The organism is Vibrio sp. CJQ_6 (genome assembly GCF_043106745.1).
Taxonomy (GTDB): Bacteria; Pseudomonadota; Gammaproteobacteria; order Enterobacterales; family Vibrionaceae; genus Vibrio; species Vibrio furnissii.
On sequence record NZ_JBICMV010000028.1, the window covers coordinates 286,509 to 305,864 of the forward strand.

Below are 19,356 nucleotides of genomic sequence, written 5' to 3' on the forward strand. Positions count from 1 at the left end.
ACCCGTTCGACAGATAAAAAAAAGCCCATACCGAAGTATGGGCAAACACCTATGCATTCTGACCGCAAACTGGCAGGCATGGATTTCTACCAGTTCGCGAGCAGTCTTGGGCTGCAGGAGTAAAATCAAGGTCGAGATGATGGTCTCGAAAGGATCGGTAAGGATTAAGCGATGATACCGGCGACTTCTTTGACCAGCGCCGCCAGTTCGTCCCATTTTTCGTTGTCGATGAGATCGTTCGGTACCATCCACGTGCCACCACAGGCCAGTACGGCTGGGATCGCAAGGTAATTTTTCACGTTGTTTGGATTCACGCCGCCTGTTGGCATGAAGTTCACTGGGTAAACCGCCGTTAGGGCTTTAAGCATCGCCACGCCGCCGGATGGTTCTGCTGGGAAGAATTTCACTGTTTTCAGGCCCAGTTCCATCGCTTGTTCAACCAAGCTTGGGTTGTTCACACCAGGGACGATCGCCACGCCACGTTGCTGACAATATTTCACGGTCGTTGGGTTCAAACCTGGGCTGACGATGAAGTCCACGCCTGCGTCGATCGCTTGATCAACTTGCGCCGTGGTCAGCACGGTGCCTGCGCCAATCAGCATTTCTGGGAACGCTTCGCGCATGTTTTTCATGGCTTGTGCTGCTTGCTCAGTACGGAATGTCACTTCAGCGCATGGCAGGCCGTTTTCAACCAGCACTTGGGCCAGTTTGACGGCTTTGTTTGCATCTTGAATTGCAATCACGGGAACGACTTTGATGTCGCTCAGTTGCTCGTTAAGAGTTTTCATGTGTTCTTCCTTAAATGAGAGGCATAGCATCGCGCGGGATAATGGCCCCACGATGTTGAATGACGGTGCCTGCCAACGTGTGGCCAGCTACCGCAGAGTCGACAGTGCTGCCGCCTGTCAGACGTTTTGCCAGATAACCGGCACTGAATGAGTCGCCCGCTGCGGTGGTATCCACCACGTTGCTGACTTTCACCGCAGGGACGGCGATGAAATCATTGGGGGTCACAACATAGCACTCTTGCGCGCCACGTTTCACGACAATTTCTTTCACGCCGAACGCTTGCGTGCGTTCAATCGCTTGCTGTTCTTCGCTGTCGCCGTATAGCATCACTTCGTCGTCAAATGTCAGGAAAGCAATGTCGGTTAAACGCAGAATGCTGGCGTACATGTCACGTGCCGCATCGAGCGATTCCCACAAGGCTGGGCGGAAGTTGTTATCAAAGGCGACTTTCACCCCATCTTTGCGGCAGAGCGTCAGCAGTTCAACCAATTTTTCGCGGCAATCGGTTGGCAGAATCGCCAAGCTGATGCCACTCAGGTAAATCACTTGGTTCTGGCTCAGCGCGGCTGCAAAGCTTTCCACGGAACCGTCACGCAGCCAGTATTTCGCTGCAGAATCGTTACGCCAGTAGAAGAAGCTGCGCTCACCATCGGGTGCGGTTTCAATCGCGTAAATGCCGGGCAGCTTGTTGTCTGAGATCTGCACCAAGTCGGTATTGAGACCTTCTTGCTGCCAATTGGCTAACATCTCTTTGCTGAACGGATCTTTACCCAGCCCAGTCACGTAAGCGGTTGTGACGCCATGTTGTTGCGTTAAGCGAGACAGGTACAGCGCTGTGTTCAGCGTGTCGCCACCAAAACTTTGCTTGAGTTGATCGTCGGTTTTTTGCAATTCAACCATGCACTCGCCGATCACCGCGACTCGATTCACCTTCATTGGGGTACTCCTCAAAATAATCTGGCGCCATTATGGCAATAAACAAAGACTGAAACAATAAAATTAAAACGATGGTTCATTTAAATTGTGAGTTCAGTCTTTGTTTACGATTATTCATCGAAGAAAAACCGTTTGAAGGTCGTTTAACGAAATTCAGTGGGGGTTTTGTTGGTGAATCGCTTGAATTTGGTGCTGAAGTAGTTGCTGTCTTTATACCCAACTTGGAATGCAATGTCCGTGACCGAAAGGTCAGAATAGTGCAGCAAGTTCATGGCGTGGTTGATGCGCACGCGATGCACATAGTTGTTGAATGACAAGTTGGTGACTTGTTTGATCCGGCGGCTGAGCGTGCGCGAGGAGATCTCAAATTGATCGGAGATATCGCCCACGTTGAACTCTTCCGCGTAGTTGTTTTGGATCCAATCGATGATCTTCAAAATGCTGTTGTCGGACGCATTGTTGCTTTGCGAAGTGAGGCGTCCGCGAGAAATTTCGACCACCAATTGTTGAAACAGCGCTTCGGTCATCAGGCGAGATTCCACCGAATGCAGGCTGGATTCGTGCTCGATCTGCGCCATCAAGGTGCACACTTTTTTCATGGTTTCGGTACTGATGTACCAACTTTGCTGCGCATCGCTCTCTTTCGGGAGCACGCTTTTCAGCAGGGGAGAATAAGCCAGTTTGTTTTTTTGAAATAAAATATTGGTGAGATGCAGATTGTCCGATTGCTCGAACAAGTGGCGATCTTTGGGTGAAATATAACAAATATAGTTTTGAGCCAAGTTAATCGGGACGTCGTTAAGAATATGCTGACCCGCACCTTTGGTGACGATCATCAGCTCATGAAAGTCATGGCTGTGCTCGGGAAAATCTTCCTGAGGCGCACGCACCTCGGTGCAAACAGTCGCATCTGAATTATTGAAGAAATCATTACAATTTAATTGAAACATAATTTCATTTTCCTTTCTATGCGAAGTAGAAAGTAATGAAAATGCGCATCAAACTCAAGTGAGCGGGATCATAGATATGCCGTTCAATTCGGCCAAGTTTGATAAACGTGATCGGCTTATATGTTTCGCGCCCGTTGAGGTCGGGGGAGGCAACGGGCGCGCATGGGATCAGAGGTTAAACGTCACTTTCAGGTCGTGCATTTGCGCTTCACTGACGCCTTCTGGCACAAAGCCACTGGCTAGACATTTGAGGAACAGCTTCGCGCCTTTATTGGCCACGTCGATGTAATCGAAAGCCGTTAGCGCATCACGTCCGGTTGCCACGGCGCCGTGTTTTTCCCACACCGCCACATCAAACGTGGCCAGTTTGTCGCGTGTGCCATCGGCCATTTGTTTGCTGCCGGGCATGCAGTACGGCACGATGCCAATGCCTCTTGGGACGAAGGCGCGAACTTCCGGCAACATTTGCCAGCAAGCGTGCGTGTACGCGAGTTCATTGTGGGCGTAGTCGGCGTGGTGCGACAGCACAATCAGCTCCAGCGGGTGCGTGTGCACCACACAGCGATCGGGTGAGCCGGCACGCTGTTTGGCCAGAATGATCTCGACGTGCGAAATGAATTCGCTGGTTGGCGCGAAGTTTGGATTGCCACGGCCACCCCACAGCAGGTGATAGCCTTTCGCTTCATCATCGATGCGCAGCACGCAACCGGCCAATTCTGGGTCACGCAGTTCACGAATGCGCTCGCCGGTGCCTTTGACGTAGAAGATGTGGCCGGCCGCTTCAAGCGGGAACACATCGTCGCCCACCATGGTCAGCGAGCAGTGTGGAAAGTCGTTGAGGTTGGCTGGTACCAGGCCAAAGATTTCGGTGATGTCGACCGAAATGTTGCCGCCGTTGCGCTCTGCCCATTCGCGTTGCCACAAATATTCGGCCACTTCGGAGACTTTGCTGATTTCACGCAGCACCGCTGCGTTAAGGGTAAGTGTGTGCATTTTCTCGTTCCTGAATCGTTGCTTATGCCAAATAAAACATGTCGGTTAATGGGGTCGATTGTGGTGAGCTGTCGTCGTTCACTTCCATCAGCTCTGCCATAAACGACCACCAACGTTGGCAGACTTCGGTGTTTGCAATGGTTTGCCAGCGCGCTTGCGACTCGACTTCGACATACCCGAACAACTGCAAGGTGTCGGGATGAAGGAAAATCGAATAGTTGTGGGCGCCGTGGGCTTTCAGGGTTTGCGCCAACTCCGGCCACAGTTCGTCGTGACGTTGTTGGTACTGCGCCTCAAAGCCCGGCTTTAACTGCATCACAAAGGCCAATCGAGTATGTGATGGGTTCATCATGCGTCCTTAGTCGCGGCCTTGAAGCACAGTCGTTTCGTAATGTTTCACTTGGTTGAGCCAATCTGCGCCCACCGGCACATCGTTGATCAAGCAGTAGTAATCCCACACCGCCGCCCACTGGCTTGAGCGTGACTCTTCCATCAGCGCCAAACGTGAGGTGAAGTCGCGTTGATCTTCGGCTTGCTTGAGTTGTGCATGCGGCTCCAACAGGGCTTTCAACAGCGCTTTACGCATGTTGCGTGTGCCGATCACCCACGCGGCGATGCGGTTGATGGAGGCATCAAAGAAATCGAGGCCGATGTTGACGCGATCCAGCATTTGATGACGCACGATCTCATTGGCGATGGCTTGTGTTTCATCATCCAGCAGCACCACGTGGTCACTGTCCCAACGAATCGGACGGCTGACATGCAGCAGGAACTCATTCACGTATAGAGAACATGCGCTGATCTTGTCGCTGATCACTTCGGTTGGGTGGAAGTGGCCGGCATCCAGACACAGCAGGATGTTACGTGTCGCCGCGTAGCCCATGTAGAATTCGTTGCTGCCGACGGTGTAGGCTTCGGTGCCAATGCCAAACAGCTTGCTCTCAACGGCGTCTTTGTGGAAACGAGTGTCGATTGGCTCGGCGATGATTTCATCCAACGATTCCATCAGGCGTTTGCGTGGGCCGAGGCGGTCAAATGGCAAATCTTTCATGCCATCTGGAACCCAAATGTTCATCACCGATGGGGTGCCCAGCTCTTTGCCGAAGTATTCCGACACGCGACGGCTGGCTTTACAGTGATCAATCCAGAACTGACGAATGGCCGCGTCAGGATGCGACAGCGTCATGCCATCTTCGCTCAATGGGTGAGAGAAGCACGACGGGTTAAAGTCGAGGCCCGTTTGGGTTTGTTTCGCCCATTCCACCCAGTTCGCGAAGTGTTTGGGTTCGATTTTATCGCGCGACACTGGCTGCTCGGCTTCCAGGTAGATCGCGTGCAAGTTCAGGCGTTTTTTGCCTGGGATGAGGCGAAATGCCATGTCCAGATCTTGACGCAGTTCTTGCGGCGTTCTGGCGCGGCCAAGGTAGTTGCCGGTCGCTTGAATGCCACCACTCAGGGCTTGCTCTGGGTTTTCAAATCCACGGACGTCGTCGCCTTGCCAGCAATGTACAGAAATCGCGATGTCGTTGAGTTGCGCCAGCACGGCCTCGGTGTCGATCCCTTGGTGAGCAAATTGAGTTTTCGCCAATTGGTAAGCGTCATGGATATGTTGAAAGTCTGACATAGTGAAATTCCTAGTAAGTTAATTGCTGAAAGCGCGCGTAAATTTGAGCCATGCCTTTGATTGGCTTTGGCTGGTACTCGTGACAGGTGAAAGAGCGGCGAACGAGGGCGCGTCCTTCTTCGACATGAGCCAAGTCACCATGAGCAATAAGCTGCCCGATCAGATTTCCGATGGCGGATGCTTCAGCCGGGCCTGCGGAAACTGGGGTTTGACATACGTCTGCTGTCAGTTGATTAAGAAACGTGTTGTTGGAACCGCCGCCCACGACCTGAATATGCGTTAACGGGTGTGGGGCCACGCGGTTGAGTTCTTGGAAAACATTGAGGTATTGCAGCGCCAAACTGTCGTAAATGCAGCGAACAATGGCCGCCAGATCCGGCGGTGTGCCCTGACCGGTTTGTTGGCAGAACGCGATGATTTCCGCCTGCATGTCCTCTGGGTTGAGGAAACGGGCATCGTCTGGGTTAATCAGGTACGCAAATGGCGTCGATGCAGCGGCCAGCGTGGCCAGTTCGGCGAAGCTGTAGCTTGGGTTTTGGCGCTGAACGTTTTGAACCAGCCAAAGCCCCATGATGTTCTTCAAAATGCGGTAACGCCCTTCTGCGCCGCCTTCGTTGGTGATGTTGGCTTCACGAGTAAAGGTGTTGATGACCGGGCTGTGATGCTCAAAGCCCATCAAAGACCATGTGCCCGAACACAGATACGCGCTGTGGCTGTCTAGCAGCGGCGCGCCAATGACGGCCGAGGCAGTGTCATGGCTGGCGACGGAAACCACTGGAATCGCGTGGTCGCGCACGGTGTACTCGCCGATGACTTGGAACGGTTGCTCGGTTGGGCGAATCCAGTTGCGGTCGATGTTGCAGCATTCAAGCAACAATGGGCTCCATTGCTGCTGCGCCGCGTTGAGCAGTTGCGTGGTTGACGCGTTGCTGTACTCGAAATGCATGTTGCCCGTCAGGCGGTAGTTGAGGTAATCCGGGATCATCAGCAAGCTGGCGATCGTGTCGCGCTCAGGGCCTTGCAGGCGTTTGTCGACGCTCAATTGGAATAGGGTATTGAACGACAGGAACTGAATACCCGTTTCGGCATACAACTGCTCTTTGGTGAGCGTGTGGGCGAAAAAGTCATTCATGGCATCGCTGGTGCGCGGGTCGCGGTACGACACGGCTTCGCCAATGCGTTCGCCTTGGTTGTCGAGTAACACGTAATCGACGCCCCACGTGTCAATGGCCAGTGAATCTGGCACTTGTCCGCCAGCGACCAGTTGGTCGACGCCGTATTGAATTTGGCCGAGTAGTTCGTCGAGGTTCCAACACACCTGCTGGTCGCGTTCAACCAATGTGTTGTTGAAGCGGTGGACTTCGGTCAGTGTGAGCTGCTCAGCGGTGTACTCACCCGCCATCAATCGGCCACTGGATGCGCCGATGTCGACGGCGATAAATAGCTTTGCCATAAATGGCTCCTATCCGTTTCGTATAGGCAAATTATCGGGAAATCGCAGCGGTGAAGACTTAAAAAAACCGCACCCAGACACGCTTGTCTGTCCGTTTTTTCTTAGTGGCGGTGAGTGATATCACACTTAGAGAAACTCAGGTGTGGCGGGGATTTCGCATAAAAAAAGCCCCACCGAAGTGGGGCAAAGCGCGTATCGAGGTTGAACGCAATTTTACAAATAAGTACGGAGGTATTCAGACAAGCAGAGGATGGCCATCGCTTGTCCGTAAGGCATTGATGTCAGTGGGATCTCACGGTAGTAATCGAGGTCAGAGCCCATCGCGGTACCGAACGAGACGTTGATCAATTCACCCGCATCGTTGATGTAGTCGCTGATCAGCGCATCGACCGCTTTGTGCGCCATGTCGGCGTATTTCGCATCGATGTAGCGCATGCGTACGGCTTTCAAAATACCATAGGCAAATCCAGCGGTGGCTGACGCTTCAACGTACGAGTTGCTGTCGTCGAGTAGGGTGTTCCACAAACCGCCTGGCTGTTGGTATTGGGCCAGTGCTTCCACTTGACGATTCAGAATGTGAATCAGGTGGCGGCGGTACGCGTCGTGCTCTGGTAGGTTCAGCAGCTCTAGGAAATCAGGAATAACGATCGTCACCCAGCTGTTGCCACGTGCCCAACGGGCGTTGGCAAAGTTGTGGTTGCCTTCAAATGTCCAGCCATGGAACCACACGCCTGTTTCGCGATCGGTCAGGTATTGAATGTGCGTTAGGAACTGGTATTTCGCTTCTTCCACGTACTCTGGGCGATCCAGCAGCAGGCCGATTTTCGTCAGCGGCATCACGCTCATCATCAGCGTGTCATCCCACATTTGCTCTGGGTTTTCGCTGTTGTAGACGATGTGCTGAATACCACCACTTTGGGTGCGTGGCATCTGGTACATCACGTAATCAGCCCATGTTTCCAAGTAAGGGATCAGGGATTGGTCGCCCGTCTCTTCGTAGCGGTACGCCAGTGTCAGGAACGGACACACGGTGTTCACGTTCTTGGTTGCTTGCTCTTCGGCGAAGCGGTCTTCAAACCACTCGTCGATGATGTTTAGCACGTTCAGGTCGTTGGTTTGCTGGTAGTACTTGTACATGCCGTACAGGCCGATGCCATGTGTCCATTCCCAGCCTGCCCAGCCTTTGGTATCGATGGTGCGACCGTCATCCAAGTGCAGCAGAAATTCGCCCGTGTGGTCCTGAATGTTGATCAGGTTATCAATCAAGTTTGTAATTTTATCCACGACAACATGGCGAGGATGAGTGCGCTCTACGCGGCGCAATAGTGAGCTGTGTTTTACTGGAAAAACTTTCATGTTAAATCCTCAAATTCAATTACATGACGCCAAGCAGTTTTGGCAAAAACAGTGTCAGTTGCGGTATGTAGGTGATGAGTAACAGTACGGCGACAATGGACACGTAAAACGGGATCAGGGGTTTAATCAGATTCTCAACCTTCACTTGACCCACGCTGGCACCGACGTACAAGCCGCTCCCCACCGGTGGGGTGATGGTGCCAATCGCCAGGTTGTAAACCATCAGGATGCCGAAGTGGACTGGGTCAACGCCGATTTTTTGCACGATAGGCAGCAGAATCGGGGTGAAAATCAGAATCGCAGGGCCGATGTCCATGAAGGCGCCAACCACCAACAAGAACAGGGTCACGACCAACAGAATCATGGCTGGGTTGTCAGAGATCCCCAGAATCATCTGGCTGAGCGCGGCAGGGATACCGGTCATGGCCATCGCGAACGACATTGCCGAGGAGGTCGCCAGCAGGAACATGATGATGCCGGTCATGACAAACGTTTGGGTCAGCACTTTCGGCATGTCTTTGAGGGTCAGCGTTTTGTACAGGCCCAACGTCAGGTACACGGTGTAGATGACCGCCACAGCCGAGGCTTCAATCGCAGTAAAGATGCCTTTGACAATACCGCCCACGATGATCACCACCAACAACAAGCTTGGCAGCGCATCACGTGTTACTTTCCAAGCCACGCCTTTTTGTAGTGAGAAGAAGTTGGTGTAGTTGTTTCGTTTTGCCACGATGTAGGTGACGATCATGCATCCGATGCCCCAAAGGCTACCTGCGACCAAACCGCCCGCAAACAGCGCTGCGATGGAGGTGCCGCCACTAGCAAGCGCATACAGAATGAACGCCGTGGTCGGTGGAATCAGCATGCCGGTCGGCGCCGACGCGATGTTTACCGCAGACGCAAAGTTACGGTTGTATCCTTCTTTGGCCGACATCGGGATCATCACGCCGCCAATCGAGGTCGACGCGGCAATCGCTGAGCCAGACACCGCACCAAACATCATGTTCCCGGCGATGTTGGTGTACGACAGAGAGCCAGGAATGCGACCGGTAAACAACTTCGCAAAGTTCACCAGACGGGTCGCGATGCCACCGTTGTTCATGATCACGCCCGAAAGAATGAAGAACGGGACGGCGAGCAGGGCAAAACTATCCAAACTCGAGAAGACTTTTTGCGCCGTGGTAAACATCGAAATATCAAACGGCAGCACCAACATGATGGTGGCGCTCGACGCCAGCACGATACACAGACCGATAGGGGTGCCTAGGACAAGTAGGACGACAAATATACCAACCAGCATACTGGCTGCAATGATGGGATCAATCATGCTGACCTCCGGCAAGTTTTTGGTTTAGATCGTGATGTTCATCGTGCGCGTGACTGTGTTGCGGTTTACGCACCAAATCGATGATGTTCAACACGCTGTAGACGATGGTGAGCACCCCTGCGATTGGCAGCGCGTAATACACTTTGCCCATCGGCAGTTGCAGCACCGGCGAAATCTGTTGCATCGCGTTGGAAGAGACTTTCCAGCCGCCGATGATCAGCACGTAGATCGAGAACAGAATAAACACCACTTGAATGATGATGTGCCACGAGCTGCGCAGTTGCGGCGGGCATTTGTCAAGAAACAGCGTTAGGGCGATGTGTTCACGTTTGCCAGACACATAGGCCAGACCAATCAGCGACAGCCACACCAGCGCAAAGCGCAGGAACTCTTCTGAAAATGTGCTGGGTGCGTTGAAGATATAACGGCTGATCACCTGCCAACAGGCAACCAAGACCATCACAATCATCAGCCCGCAGCCAAATACTTCTATGGTTCTATCCAACCAGAGTCGAATGTTACGCATGTAGACCTCACAGAAGGTAGAGAGCGTACTCTCTGCCTGTTATTCGTTAGTTAGTTGGTTGATTTGCTGATACAAGGCATAGATTTGCGGCTTGTTTTTCAGCCTGTCGTAAATGGGTTGAACGGCGGCTTTAAAGGGCGCGAGTTCGACCGTATTGAACTGCACGCCGAATTGCGTTTGTGCCAGTTCACGGGTTTTTTCCATTTCGACTTTCCACGCTTGTTTTTCCACTTCGACCGATTCTGTGATGGCCTCTTTCAGGGCCACCAGTTGGTCGGGCGTGAGCTTGCGTTTGGTCAACGTACTCATGATCACGATGTCAGGAATGCGTGTGTGCATGTCGTAACTGTAGAATTTGGCCACTTCACCATGGCGGGCGATGGTCAGCGCGAATTCGTTGTTTTCTGCGCCGTCGATGATGCCTTGTTGCAGTGAGGTATAGACTTCTGCCTGACCCATGGCGATTGGCGATGCGCCCAGCAGTTTCATGGTTTCAATCGAGGTTTCACTTTGCATCACGCGAATCTTTTTGCCGCGTAGATCCGCCACCGTATTGATTGGGCCGCGCGTCATGTAGAAGCTACGCGCGCCGGAGTCATACCAACCGACACCGGCAAAGCCTTGTGATTCCGTCGAGCGGTATACTTGGCCCATGATGTCTGGGTTGTCCATGACTTGGTAAAAACGTGCTTCGCTTTCAAACAGGTAAGGGAGGGAAAAGACACCATAAAGGGGTGAAAAGCTTTCAAGTAGACCTGAGGAGACTTTGGTTAGGTCGATGGCGCCAACTTGCGTCATCTCGACTAGTTCACGTTCCCCGCCTAACTGGCCATCGGGGAAAAACTGCACTATGACGCTGCCATTGGTTTTTTCTTCGACGGCTTTGCCAATGTAGTGCAAAGCTTCTTTAACGGGTTGACTGTTTTCTGCGTACGCCAGACGTAAGATCGTGGTGGCATAAGCGGACTGCGAAAAGGGTACCATGATGGCCGAAGCCAATAACCACTTTAAAGCGCTGTGAGGTTTGGACATAAATCCTCCATACACTTGCGTGTGATGTTCCTTGTTATTGAGTAATGACGTCTGTCAGTAGCAGCGTCTGAGTGTTCTTGTAGGGCAGGGATATCTTGGCAGTTTGGCCACTCAGGCACCTTTAAAAATGCGCCAACTTCGTTCAAGAAACGTCGCTTTAATCGTGGAGAGTACGCAGAAAATCACAGTTTTAAGGATTGCATGGCGAAGGTGGGAATTCGGCGCCACTCCATGAATGTGCGCCGAATCAAACCGTTAAGAAAACTGGCTTTGTAACCAACTATCAAGCAGTTGTGGCCAATGCTGCGCGGGGAGTTGCTGCGCGCCGCGTACGCCGAACCCGTGACCGCCGCGTTCAAAAAGATGCAACTCGGTGGGTACGCGATGCGACTTCAAGGCGTGCCAAAACACCACGCTATTTTCAACCTTGACCGCAGCGTCATCGCTGGCATGCAGCAAAAAGCAGGGGGGCGTGTCGCTGCGCACTTGGGTGTGCAGCGAGTAGTGCTGGCGCGTCTCAGGATTCGGATGGTCGCCCATCAGCTCATGACGTGAACCGGGGTGACCAATGTCATCGTCCATGCTGATCACCGGATACATCAAGGCGGCAAAATCGGGCCGCGCGCTGATCTCATCTGCGGCGTCTTGCGCGGGGTAGGCGTTTTGGGCGTGATGGATCACTAAGGTGCCCGCTGCGTGGCCGCCGGCCGAAAACCCGACGATGCCCACATGGCGCAATCCCCAGCGGTCTGCGTGGGCGCGAATGAGCCGAATGGCGCGCTGCGCATCCGCCAGCGGCGCGTGAACACCTTCGGCATGCCCATCGCCCGGCATTCGGTACGTCATGGCAAACACGGTGTAGCCTTTCTCGCTCATTGCCACCGCGGTGTCCATGCCTTCTTTATCGAACGCCACACGCTGGTAACTGCCGCCGGGCATCACCAACAAGCCAATGCCGTTAGATTGCTGCGGCGTGACCACCACCATTTCCGGCATCACAATTTGAGAGACTTCGCGATCGCGAATGACGTCATCGCTGCTGCGCTCGCTAAAGCGCGGCGAAAGCGGCGGCGCCGCGTGAACCGATGGCCACAGCGCCATGACATCGTGGTCGGGAAACCACTGCGTCAGCGAGGTAAATGAAAAATCAGACATATCCAATCCTTGCCGTGTTGAAAGATGATTGATTGTGCCACGAATGGCATAAAAAAAAGCCAGCGAAATCGCTGGCTTTTTGCTTAGTTCCCGATAAATGAGTCAATCAGTGCTTAGTCCAGCAGAGATTGAACGTATTCTGCGATTTCTGGCACTTGGCAGTTGCTGAAGAAACACTCTTGGAAGCGAGCGCCGCCAACAGCGGTTTTCACCAACTCTTGGTCGATTGAACGCAGTGCTTCAACCACGTCTTTTGCGACAGCAAATTTCACTTGAGTCAGGATACCTGCGTTGCGTTGTTGTGGTTCAGCGCGCTCGATTGGGTAACCTTGACCACGTTCACCTGTGAACGCTTTTTCAAAGATGTAACGAACGTTCAGTTCACCCGCCCAGCCGAAGCCTTTTGCGAATGCCAGAGACAGTGCGTTACCGTTGTTGATTTGGTTGAACAGGAATGCGTCTGATGGCTCTAGGCAGTAACCACAGACCACGCCTGGGTGCAGGTTCAGAGACATCATTGCGCCTTGGCCTGTACCACAACCTGAAACCACGAAATCTGCTGCTTTTGAGTTCAGCAGAATGCTTGCCATGATGCCAAGGTGGATGTAAGTCAGGTGATGGTCGTTTTCGTCAGACATACCAACGTTGAAAACGTCGTGACCCAGTGGCGCCGCTACGGTGTTCAGTTCGTTCAGAACCATTGCGTTTTTGCCAGCTTGGCTGTTTTCCATCATCAGTGCAATTTTCATGGAGTTTCTCCTGCGGGGTGACCGCAACAAATAAGTTAAAACAAAATCTTTATTGAATAAAATCTTTGCGCATTGGGGTGAAGTTATCGAGTAACACACCCGCTTTTAGGCAGACGCAGCCGTGCATCACGTTCGGCTCTTTGTACAGCGCATCGCCTGCTTTGACGATTTTGGTTTCATCGCCAATGGTAAATTCGAATTCACCCGACAGCACGTAAGTGAGCTGCTCGTGGGGGTGACTGTGCATCGCGCCAACTGCGCCATCTTCAAAATGCACTTCAACACTCATGATGTTGTCGCTGTAGGCTAGGATCTTGCGTGATACGCCAGCGCCCAGATCTTCCAGTTTTACATCTTGGTTATAGACAAACATAGTGTCCTCTTTGGTTACAGAGTCTGATCAGCCAGTGCGCGTTTTTGTTCACGCACCATACGATAGATGGTCAGGCAGTTCACGGTAATCACCGTCATTTCCAGCAATGTACCACCAATCGAGCCCACCAGAATATTGTTGGTCAGCCAACAACATGCGCCGACAAGAAACGCAATGCGCATCTGAATACCGCGCAACATGAAGATAGCAAATGTACCAATCATGGTGCCGATAACCGGCCACAAATCCCACCAATGGTCAGCAATCGCTAACCCCAATCCCGCTCCAGCGAGCAGGAACAGTGCCGCCACATACTTTGACGAGGTGTAAATGGAGCTGGCTGTCCGCATGGCCGACAGTGCCGCGCTGAGCGCTGACACGGCCGAACCAAGCAAAATAAAATGGAGCAGATGATTGAGATTGAAAACGAACATGACGATCTTCAAACGTCGGTCGTTTTTTTGGTAGAACGTAGAGATGCCTAAACCAAAGCTGACAAAGCCTAATGCTTGCGCCAGAGATAAATCTGCAATCATCGTCTCGGATACTTCTTCGTGATTAACGTGCTAACCAGCCGCCATCCACAGCAATGGTGTAACCATTGATGTAATCAGACGCTTTTGATGCCAAGAACACCACTGGGCCAGCCAAGTCTTCTGGTGTACCCCAACGGTCTGCAGGGATACGCTCAAGGATCGCTTGGTTACGCTCTTCATCAGCACGCAGTGCAGCGGTATTGTTGGTTGCCATGTAGCCCGGTGCAATCGCGTTCACGTTGATGTTGTGTTTCGCCCATTCGTTTGCCATCAGACGAGTCACACCCATCACGCCGCTTTTTGATGCGGTGTAAGACGGTACACGGATACCACCTTGGTAAGACAGCATTGACGCGATGTTGATGATCTTGCCGCCTTCGCCTTGAGCCATGAACTGTTTCGCCACAGCTTGAGACATGAAGAATACAGACTTGATGTTGATGTTCATCACGTCGTCCCAGTCTTTTTCACTGAAGTCGATGGCGTCGTTACGACGAATGATACCTGCGTTGTTCACCAGAATGTCGATACGACCCAGTTCAGTCACCGCGCGGTCAACAATGGATGGGATGTCGTCCAGTGCCATCAGGTTGGCGCGAACGTCGATGAATTTACGACCGGTTTCTGCCATTTTTGCGATGGTTTCAGTTGGCTCAACAATGTTGACACCCACGATGTCACAACCTGCGTTGGCTAGGCCAAGTGCCATGCCCTGACCAAGACCAGTGTCACAACCAGTCACGATAGCAACTTTGCCTTTCAGGTTGAATGAATCAAGAATCATAACGTTTTCCTCAATGGTAGCTGGTATTTGAGTGGCAGCGGATTGGCCATCTCACTTCGTATGTCTGTATCGTGGATCAAAAAGAAACCGAAGGCAATTATTTTTGAAAAGGTGTTTTAAAAATATTGATGGTGATCGTCTTTTTAATGCTCGCAATACTTGCGCGGTTTCAAAATTTTGAAAAGGCTTTTTAAAAATTGTGGTACGAAGAAAGTGAGTGGTTATAATAGGCGGCAATAAAAGATACAAAGGATCAACCATGGAAAAGTCAACTCAACCGGAAGCAGTCTCGTCGGTTTTAAAAGTATTCAGCATTCTGCAAGCGCTGGGTGAACAGAAAGAAATCGGAGTCTCCGAACTGTCTCAACGATTGATGATGTCTAAAGCCACCACTTATCGTTTTCTGCAAACCATGAAATCTATGGGCTATGTGGCTCAGGAAGGGGAAGCGGATAAATACAAACTGACGTTGAAACTGTTTGAACTGGGCGCAAAATCGCTGGAATACGTCGATTTGATTGAACTGGCTGACAAAGAGATGCGCTGCATTTCTGAGCAGACCAACGAAGCGTTGCACCTTGGGGCGTTGGATGAAAACGCCATCATTTACGTGCACAAAATCGATTCAGGGTACAACCTGCGCATGCAATCGCGCATTGGTCGTCGTAACCCGCTCTACAGTACCGCGATTGGTAAAGTGCTATTGGCTGAACGTGAAGAACAATTTGTGCGTCACACTTTAGAAGACGTTGAGTTCATCAAGCACACCGACCGTACGCTAGAAAATGTCGACCAACTGCTGGAAGAACTAGCACTGGTTCGCGAGCAACACTACGCGGAAGATAACGAAGAACAAGAACCGGGCCTGCGTTGTATCGCAGCGCCAATCTACGACCGTTTTGGCCGCGTGATTGCCGGGGTTTCGATCTCCTTCCCAACCATTCGCTTTGAGGAAGAACGCTTGCACGAGTACGTGAGCATGTTGCAGACCGCCGGTCGCAATATCTCACAGCAACTTGGCTACAACAAGTATCCCGCTTAGTCTGAAGTATGAGCAGCCGCAGGGCTGCTTTTTTTAGTCACACTTTTTGTATTGAAACAGCGTTTTGAATTTGGAGGGCATTTTGGGCTCATCATTAACTCCTAACATTTATGACTTTCTTATCAAGCTCGATCCGTTTGATAAATTGCCCTCCACGATCGTTGCGTCGCTGGCTAATCACGTCAAAGTGCGCTACCTCGCCAAAGGGGAGAAGATTGAATTCAGCGCCCTGTGTGACGACCGCTATCTCTACATCATTCGTACGGGTGCGATTGAGCAGCGCCGCCGCGACGGTGAGTTGCGTGCCCGATTGGGCGAAGAAGATCAGTTTGGCTTTACCTTCTTAGCGCCGCTTAAAGATGCTGAAGACGGCTATCAGGCCGAGGCGATTCAAGACTCGCTGCTCTACCTTGTGCCGCACCGCGATGTGTTGACGGTGTGCCAAGAGCACCCGGAGTTTGCTGATTACTTCGCCTCGCAAGCGCAATTGCGTTTGGTGTCGGCGGTCAACAGCGTGTGCCGCGAAGAAGAGAAGGGCTTGTTCTTTCGCCGTGTGGGTGAAATTGCCAGTGAAAACATCGCCATTGTCGATGAAAACACCGCCATTCAAGAGGTCGCCAGAATCATGTGTGATGATGAGCGCCGCCGCAGCTCGTGTGCGGTGATCACGCGGGGCGGTGACATTGTGGGCATCGTGACCGACCGCGACATGACGCGCAGCGTGGTGGCGTCCGGCATTGACATTCAACAACCTATTCAACGGGTGATGACGCAAAACCCGCAGCTGATTCAGGCCGATGACAAAGTCATTCAGGCCATCTCCATCATGCTGCAATACAACATTCGCTGCCTGCCGGTGGTGCGTGGCAACGACGTGGTGGGCTTGCTGACCACCTCGCATCTGGTGCACAACCATCGCACGCAAGCGCTGTTTTTGATTGAGAAAATCAAATACGCCAGCTCGGTCAATGCGCTGGCGGCACTGAAAGTTGAGAAACAATCGATTTTCGAATCGCTGGTGGAAAGCGGGGTCAGCGCCGAAATCCAAGGGCGCGTGATGTCGATGATCATGGATGCGTTTACACGCCGTCTGCTGCAAATTACCGAAGAGTTGCTGGGGCCGCCGCCGTGCGAATACGCGTGGGTGGTGGCGGGTTCGCATGCGCGCAATGAAGTGCACATGTTGTCTGACCAAGACAGCGCGTTGGTACTGTCGGATGATGTGAAACCCGAACACATTCTCTATTTCACGCATTTGGCGATGCGCGTGTGCAACGGCTTGGCCGCATGCGGTTATCCGCTGTGCGACGGCAAATACATGGCCGCTTCGCCGAAATGGTGTCAGCCACTGAGCGTGTGGAAAGAGTATTACCGCAAATGGGTTGCCAGCCCGGAGTACAACAAACTGCTGAGTATCAGCGTGTTTTTGGAAGTGCGTTCAATTTACGGTAACAGCGAGCTGGTTGACCAAATGCAGGCGCATCTGCACCAGTGCATTCAAAACAGCCCGAACTTCTTGCCTGCTTTGGTGACTGACGCCATTGATACGCAGCCGCCGCTCGGGATCTTCAATAATCTGGTGTTGGAAAAGGGCGGCGACAACAGCAACACCCTCAACATCAAAAAGTACGCGCTCAATCTGATCATCGACTTAGCGCGCATTTTCAGCTTGGCGGCGGGCGGCTCGATGACGGGCACCGAAGAGCGTTTTCGTTACGCCGCGCAGCAAGGCAGCATGTCGGAAGACAGCTGTCAGAACATCATCGGCGCCTACAAGTTCATTACCCAAGTGCGTTTCCAACATCAGTTGCAGGCGATTCGGGAAGGAAAAGAGGCAAACAACCACATCGCGCCGGACACGTTCAGCAGCTTTGAACGGAAGCACCTGAAAGATGCGTTTAAGATCATCAGTGAGCTGCAAGACGTGGCGAAATTACGGTTTGTGAAAGGGTAAAACCATGTTGGAAACCATCAAGCGCCACTTTGGGGGCGGCCTGCCCAAATTACAGCAGCAGCATGACGCGCTGGCCGCTCGCGCCGATTGGACGCCGGGGCTGGCGAACTATTTCAGCCAGCCATTACCGGATGTGGACGCGTTGGTTTACCAGCACGATTTACTGGCATTTGATTTTGAAACCTCCGGCGTGGATGCCGGGCACGATCAAATTCTGAGCTTGGGCTGGGTCGGCATGACGCTGGACCAAATCGATGTGGCCGCCAGCGAAGAGATATTCGTGCGTCACCCGGAATTTGTCACCGCTGACTCGGCAGTGATCAACCACATTACGCCGCAAGTGTTGGCACATGGCGTGACGCTGGATGAGGCGATGGATCGGTTGTTTGGTCAATTGGCCGGTAAGATTGCGTTGGTGCACGGGGCGTGCATCGAACGGGCGTTTGTGGCGCAGTACATGCGTGAACGCTTTGCAATCGAACACTTTCCGTGTGTGTGGGTCGACACCTTGCAAATAGAAAAGCAGATGACCTATGCCGGTAAAACCGAGTGTGGCACCAGTTTTCAGCTCAACGATGTGCGCACGCGTTACGCGTTGCCGCAATATAACGCCCATTCCGCAGCCATCGATGCGCTGGCGACGGCGGAATTGTTCACCGCGCAGATGAAATCGCTGTTCAAAAACCACCCGCCCAAAGTATCGAAAATCATGATGCCGTAATGGCGAATTGATTGTTGATAATTATTCTTGTCCTTTAAGACAAACAATCCGATTTGCGGCTTTTTCGCCAGACCTCTATAACGCCTCTTTTTGTCAACGTGCATAACAATTATGGCATTAGATGCGTTATTAGACGCCATCGCGGATCAAGGATGGTTTATTTGGGACGACTTTTTGGCACCCGAGCAGGTGCAGCGTCTCAGCGAATGTGTGCCGGAAACGTGGCATCGTGCTCGCATCGGTCGCCACGACGACGTGCAGCGTGAGGCCACCATTCGAAGCGATAAGATCCAGTGGCTGAGCCAAACCATGGGGCAGCCGATTCAGGATTATCTGGAACGGATGGAGCAGATTCGTCAGACGGTGAACCGCGATTTTTTCCTCGGCCTGTTTGAGTATGAAGCGCATTTTGCCAAATATGAGCAGGGCGATTTCTACAAGAAGCATTTGGATGCGTTTCGCGGCCAAGAAAATCGCAAGCTGACCACGGTGTTCTACATGAATTCCGATTGGCAACCGGCGGATGGTGGCGAGCTGAAACTCTACGATCTCGATGACCATTTGATTGAGACGATTGCGCCTGTGGCGGGGCGTTTGGTGGTGTTTTTGTCGGAGAAATTTCCCCACGAAGTGTTGACCACCAACGCTGAGCGCATCAGCATTGCAGGTTGGTTTCGAACCAATGGTGTGACGGAAAACAAGCTCGACATCGCCAACTGAATCTCGGTGATCACACCCAAAATCTCGGTGATAATACCCAATAAAAAAACCGCGCTACGGCTTAGCCGTAGCGCGGTTTTTTTATTGCTGCTGAAAGTGAATGTCGCTGAGATGCGGGTTTTCAATCAGAACTTGCATGCGTCGCAGCGTGGCGGTTTCAACCCAACGCTCGCATTCGGCTTGCTGCAGCACCAAACACTCTTGGCGCTCGGCATTGTACCCGGTGCCTTTGGCGATGCCTTGCACCACCTCGCCGTTGAGCAGCGTCACAGCAACCGGAAATTGGTAGACGCAGGCCAGTTCGATGGCGTCATATTGGCTGCAGGAAATCATCGC

The 19,356-nt window shown here is 52.3% G+C and carries 21 protein-coding genes; 4 read left to right on the top strand and 17 right to left on the bottom strand.

Translation table 11 applies throughout. The features are described from left to right. Positions 1-164: 164 nt before the first annotated feature. From ACF8PK_RS16125 to kduD, 16 genes are all read right to left on the bottom strand, one after another. Entirely contained in the window at positions 165-788 is a 624-nt protein-coding gene (locus ACF8PK_RS16125) for a bifunctional 4-hydroxy-2-oxoglutarate aldolase/2-dehydro-3-deoxy-phosphogluconate aldolase (RefSeq protein WP_000854585.1), read from the bottom strand. A gap of 10 nt (positions 789-798) precedes the next feature. Further along, positions 799-1,725, bottom strand: a complete 927-nt coding sequence (locus ACF8PK_RS16130) for a sugar kinase (RefSeq protein WP_004727634.1) — start codon at positions 1,723-1,725, stop codon at positions 799-801. Positions 1,726-1,868: 143 nt separating this feature from the next. After that, the gene (locus tag ACF8PK_RS16135; protein ID WP_004727635.1) at positions 1,869-2,675 is read right to left on the bottom strand and encodes a helix-turn-helix domain-containing protein; all 807 of its coding nucleotides are present in this window, start codon (positions 2,673-2,675) and stop codon (positions 1,869-1,871) included. A 168-nt stretch (positions 2,676-2,843) separates the two neighbouring features. Next, a complete protein-coding gene (rhaD, locus tag ACF8PK_RS16140) occupies positions 2,844-3,668 on the bottom strand; it encodes a rhamnulose-1-phosphate aldolase (RefSeq protein WP_154179262.1) in 825 nt (274 codons plus the stop codon). A 22-nt stretch (positions 3,669-3,690) separates the two neighbouring features. Further along, on the bottom strand, positions 3,691-4,020 hold the full coding sequence (gene rhaM, locus ACF8PK_RS16145; protein WP_232281722.1) for an L-rhamnose mutarotase: 330 nt from the start codon (positions 4,018-4,020) through the stop codon (positions 3,691-3,693). A 6-nt stretch (positions 4,021-4,026) separates the two neighbouring features. Then, on the bottom strand, positions 4,027-5,292 hold the full coding sequence (locus ACF8PK_RS16150; RefSeq protein WP_004727638.1) for an L-rhamnose isomerase: 1,266 nt from the start codon (positions 5,290-5,292) through the stop codon (positions 4,027-4,029). 10 nt (positions 5,293-5,302) lie between these two features. Then, positions 5,303-6,745 (bottom strand): rhamnulokinase, encoded by a 1,443-nt coding sequence (gene rhaB, locus ACF8PK_RS16155; RefSeq protein WP_014258033.1) that lies wholly within the window; start codon positions 6,743-6,745, stop codon positions 5,303-5,305. 213 nt (positions 6,746-6,958) lie between these two features. Then, positions 6,959-8,101, bottom strand: coding sequence for a glycoside hydrolase family 105 protein (locus ACF8PK_RS16160; RefSeq protein WP_004727640.1), 1,143 nt, complete (start codon positions 8,099-8,101; stop codon positions 6,959-6,961). Positions 8,102-8,120: 19 nt separating this feature from the next. Then, positions 8,121-9,428, bottom strand: coding sequence for a TRAP transporter large permease (locus tag ACF8PK_RS16165; protein ID WP_004727641.1), 1,308 nt, complete (start codon positions 9,426-9,428; stop codon positions 8,121-8,123). Further along, positions 9,421-9,954 (bottom strand): TRAP transporter small permease, encoded by a 534-nt coding sequence (locus ACF8PK_RS16170; RefSeq protein WP_238824682.1) that lies wholly within the window; start codon positions 9,952-9,954, stop codon positions 9,421-9,423. Before ACF8PK_RS16170 ends, ACF8PK_RS16165 begins: the two co-directional genes overlap by 8 nt. Positions 9,955-9,993: 39 nt before the next feature. Beyond that, entirely contained in the window at positions 9,994-10,986 is a 993-nt protein-coding gene (locus ACF8PK_RS16175; RefSeq protein ID WP_392442384.1) for a TRAP transporter substrate-binding protein, read from the bottom strand. A 255-nt stretch (positions 10,987-11,241) separates the two neighbouring features. Next, the gene (locus tag ACF8PK_RS16180; RefSeq protein WP_392442386.1) at positions 11,242-12,141 is read right to left on the bottom strand and encodes an alpha/beta hydrolase; all 900 of its coding nucleotides are present in this window, start codon (positions 12,139-12,141) and stop codon (positions 11,242-11,244) included. Positions 12,142-12,254: 113 nt separating this feature from the next. Beyond that, the gene (locus tag ACF8PK_RS16185; protein ID WP_000684798.1) at positions 12,255-12,890 is read right to left on the bottom strand and encodes an RpiB/LacA/LacB family sugar-phosphate isomerase; all 636 of its coding nucleotides are present in this window, start codon (positions 12,888-12,890) and stop codon (positions 12,255-12,257) included. Between the two features lie 49 nt (positions 12,891-12,939). After that, complete coding sequence (locus tag ACF8PK_RS16190; RefSeq protein WP_004727645.1) at positions 12,940-13,263, bottom strand: cupin domain-containing protein; 324 nt, start codon at positions 13,261-13,263, stop codon at positions 12,940-12,942. Positions 13,264-13,277: 14 nt separating this feature from the next. Then, positions 13,278-13,799, bottom strand: coding sequence for a YgjV family protein (locus ACF8PK_RS16195; protein WP_004727646.1), 522 nt, complete (start codon positions 13,797-13,799; stop codon positions 13,278-13,280). A 22-nt stretch (positions 13,800-13,821) separates the two neighbouring features. Next, positions 13,822-14,583 carry a 2-dehydro-3-deoxy-D-gluconate 5-dehydrogenase KduD gene (gene kduD, locus ACF8PK_RS16200; RefSeq protein WP_004727647.1) on the bottom strand — a complete coding sequence of 254 codons (762 nt, stop codon included), beginning with the start codon at positions 14,581-14,583 and terminating at the stop codon, positions 13,822-13,824. 259 nt (positions 14,584-14,842) lie between these two features. Between kduD and kdgR the strand changes: the two genes are divergently transcribed. From kdgR to ACF8PK_RS16220, 4 genes are all read left to right on the top strand, one after another. Then, complete coding sequence (gene kdgR / locus ACF8PK_RS16205) at positions 14,843-15,625, top strand: DNA-binding transcriptional regulator KdgR (RefSeq protein ID WP_004727648.1); 783 nt, start codon at positions 14,843-14,845, stop codon at positions 15,623-15,625. Positions 15,626-15,707: 82 nt separating this feature from the next. Continuing rightward, on the top strand, positions 15,708-17,579 hold the full coding sequence (locus ACF8PK_RS16210; protein WP_392442391.1) for a DUF294 nucleotidyltransferase-like domain-containing protein: 1,872 nt from the start codon (positions 15,708-15,710) through the stop codon (positions 17,577-17,579). 4 nt (positions 17,580-17,583) lie between these two features. Next, positions 17,584-18,300, top strand: a complete 717-nt coding sequence (locus ACF8PK_RS16215; RefSeq protein ID WP_004727650.1) for an exonuclease domain-containing protein — start codon at positions 17,584-17,586, stop codon at positions 18,298-18,300. A gap of 111 nt (positions 18,301-18,411) precedes the next feature. After that, positions 18,412-19,020 carry a 2OG-Fe(II) oxygenase gene (locus tag ACF8PK_RS16220; protein ID WP_392442394.1) on the top strand — a complete coding sequence of 203 codons (609 nt, stop codon included), beginning with the start codon at positions 18,412-18,414 and terminating at the stop codon, positions 19,018-19,020. 81 nt (positions 19,021-19,101) lie between these two features. Here the strand turns inward: ACF8PK_RS16220 and ACF8PK_RS16225 are convergent, their stop codons facing one another. Beyond that, complete coding sequence (locus tag ACF8PK_RS16225; protein WP_143679549.1) at positions 19,102-19,353, bottom strand: Rho-binding antiterminator; 252 nt, start codon at positions 19,351-19,353, stop codon at positions 19,102-19,104. Between the last annotated feature and the right edge of the window lie 3 nt (positions 19,354-19,356).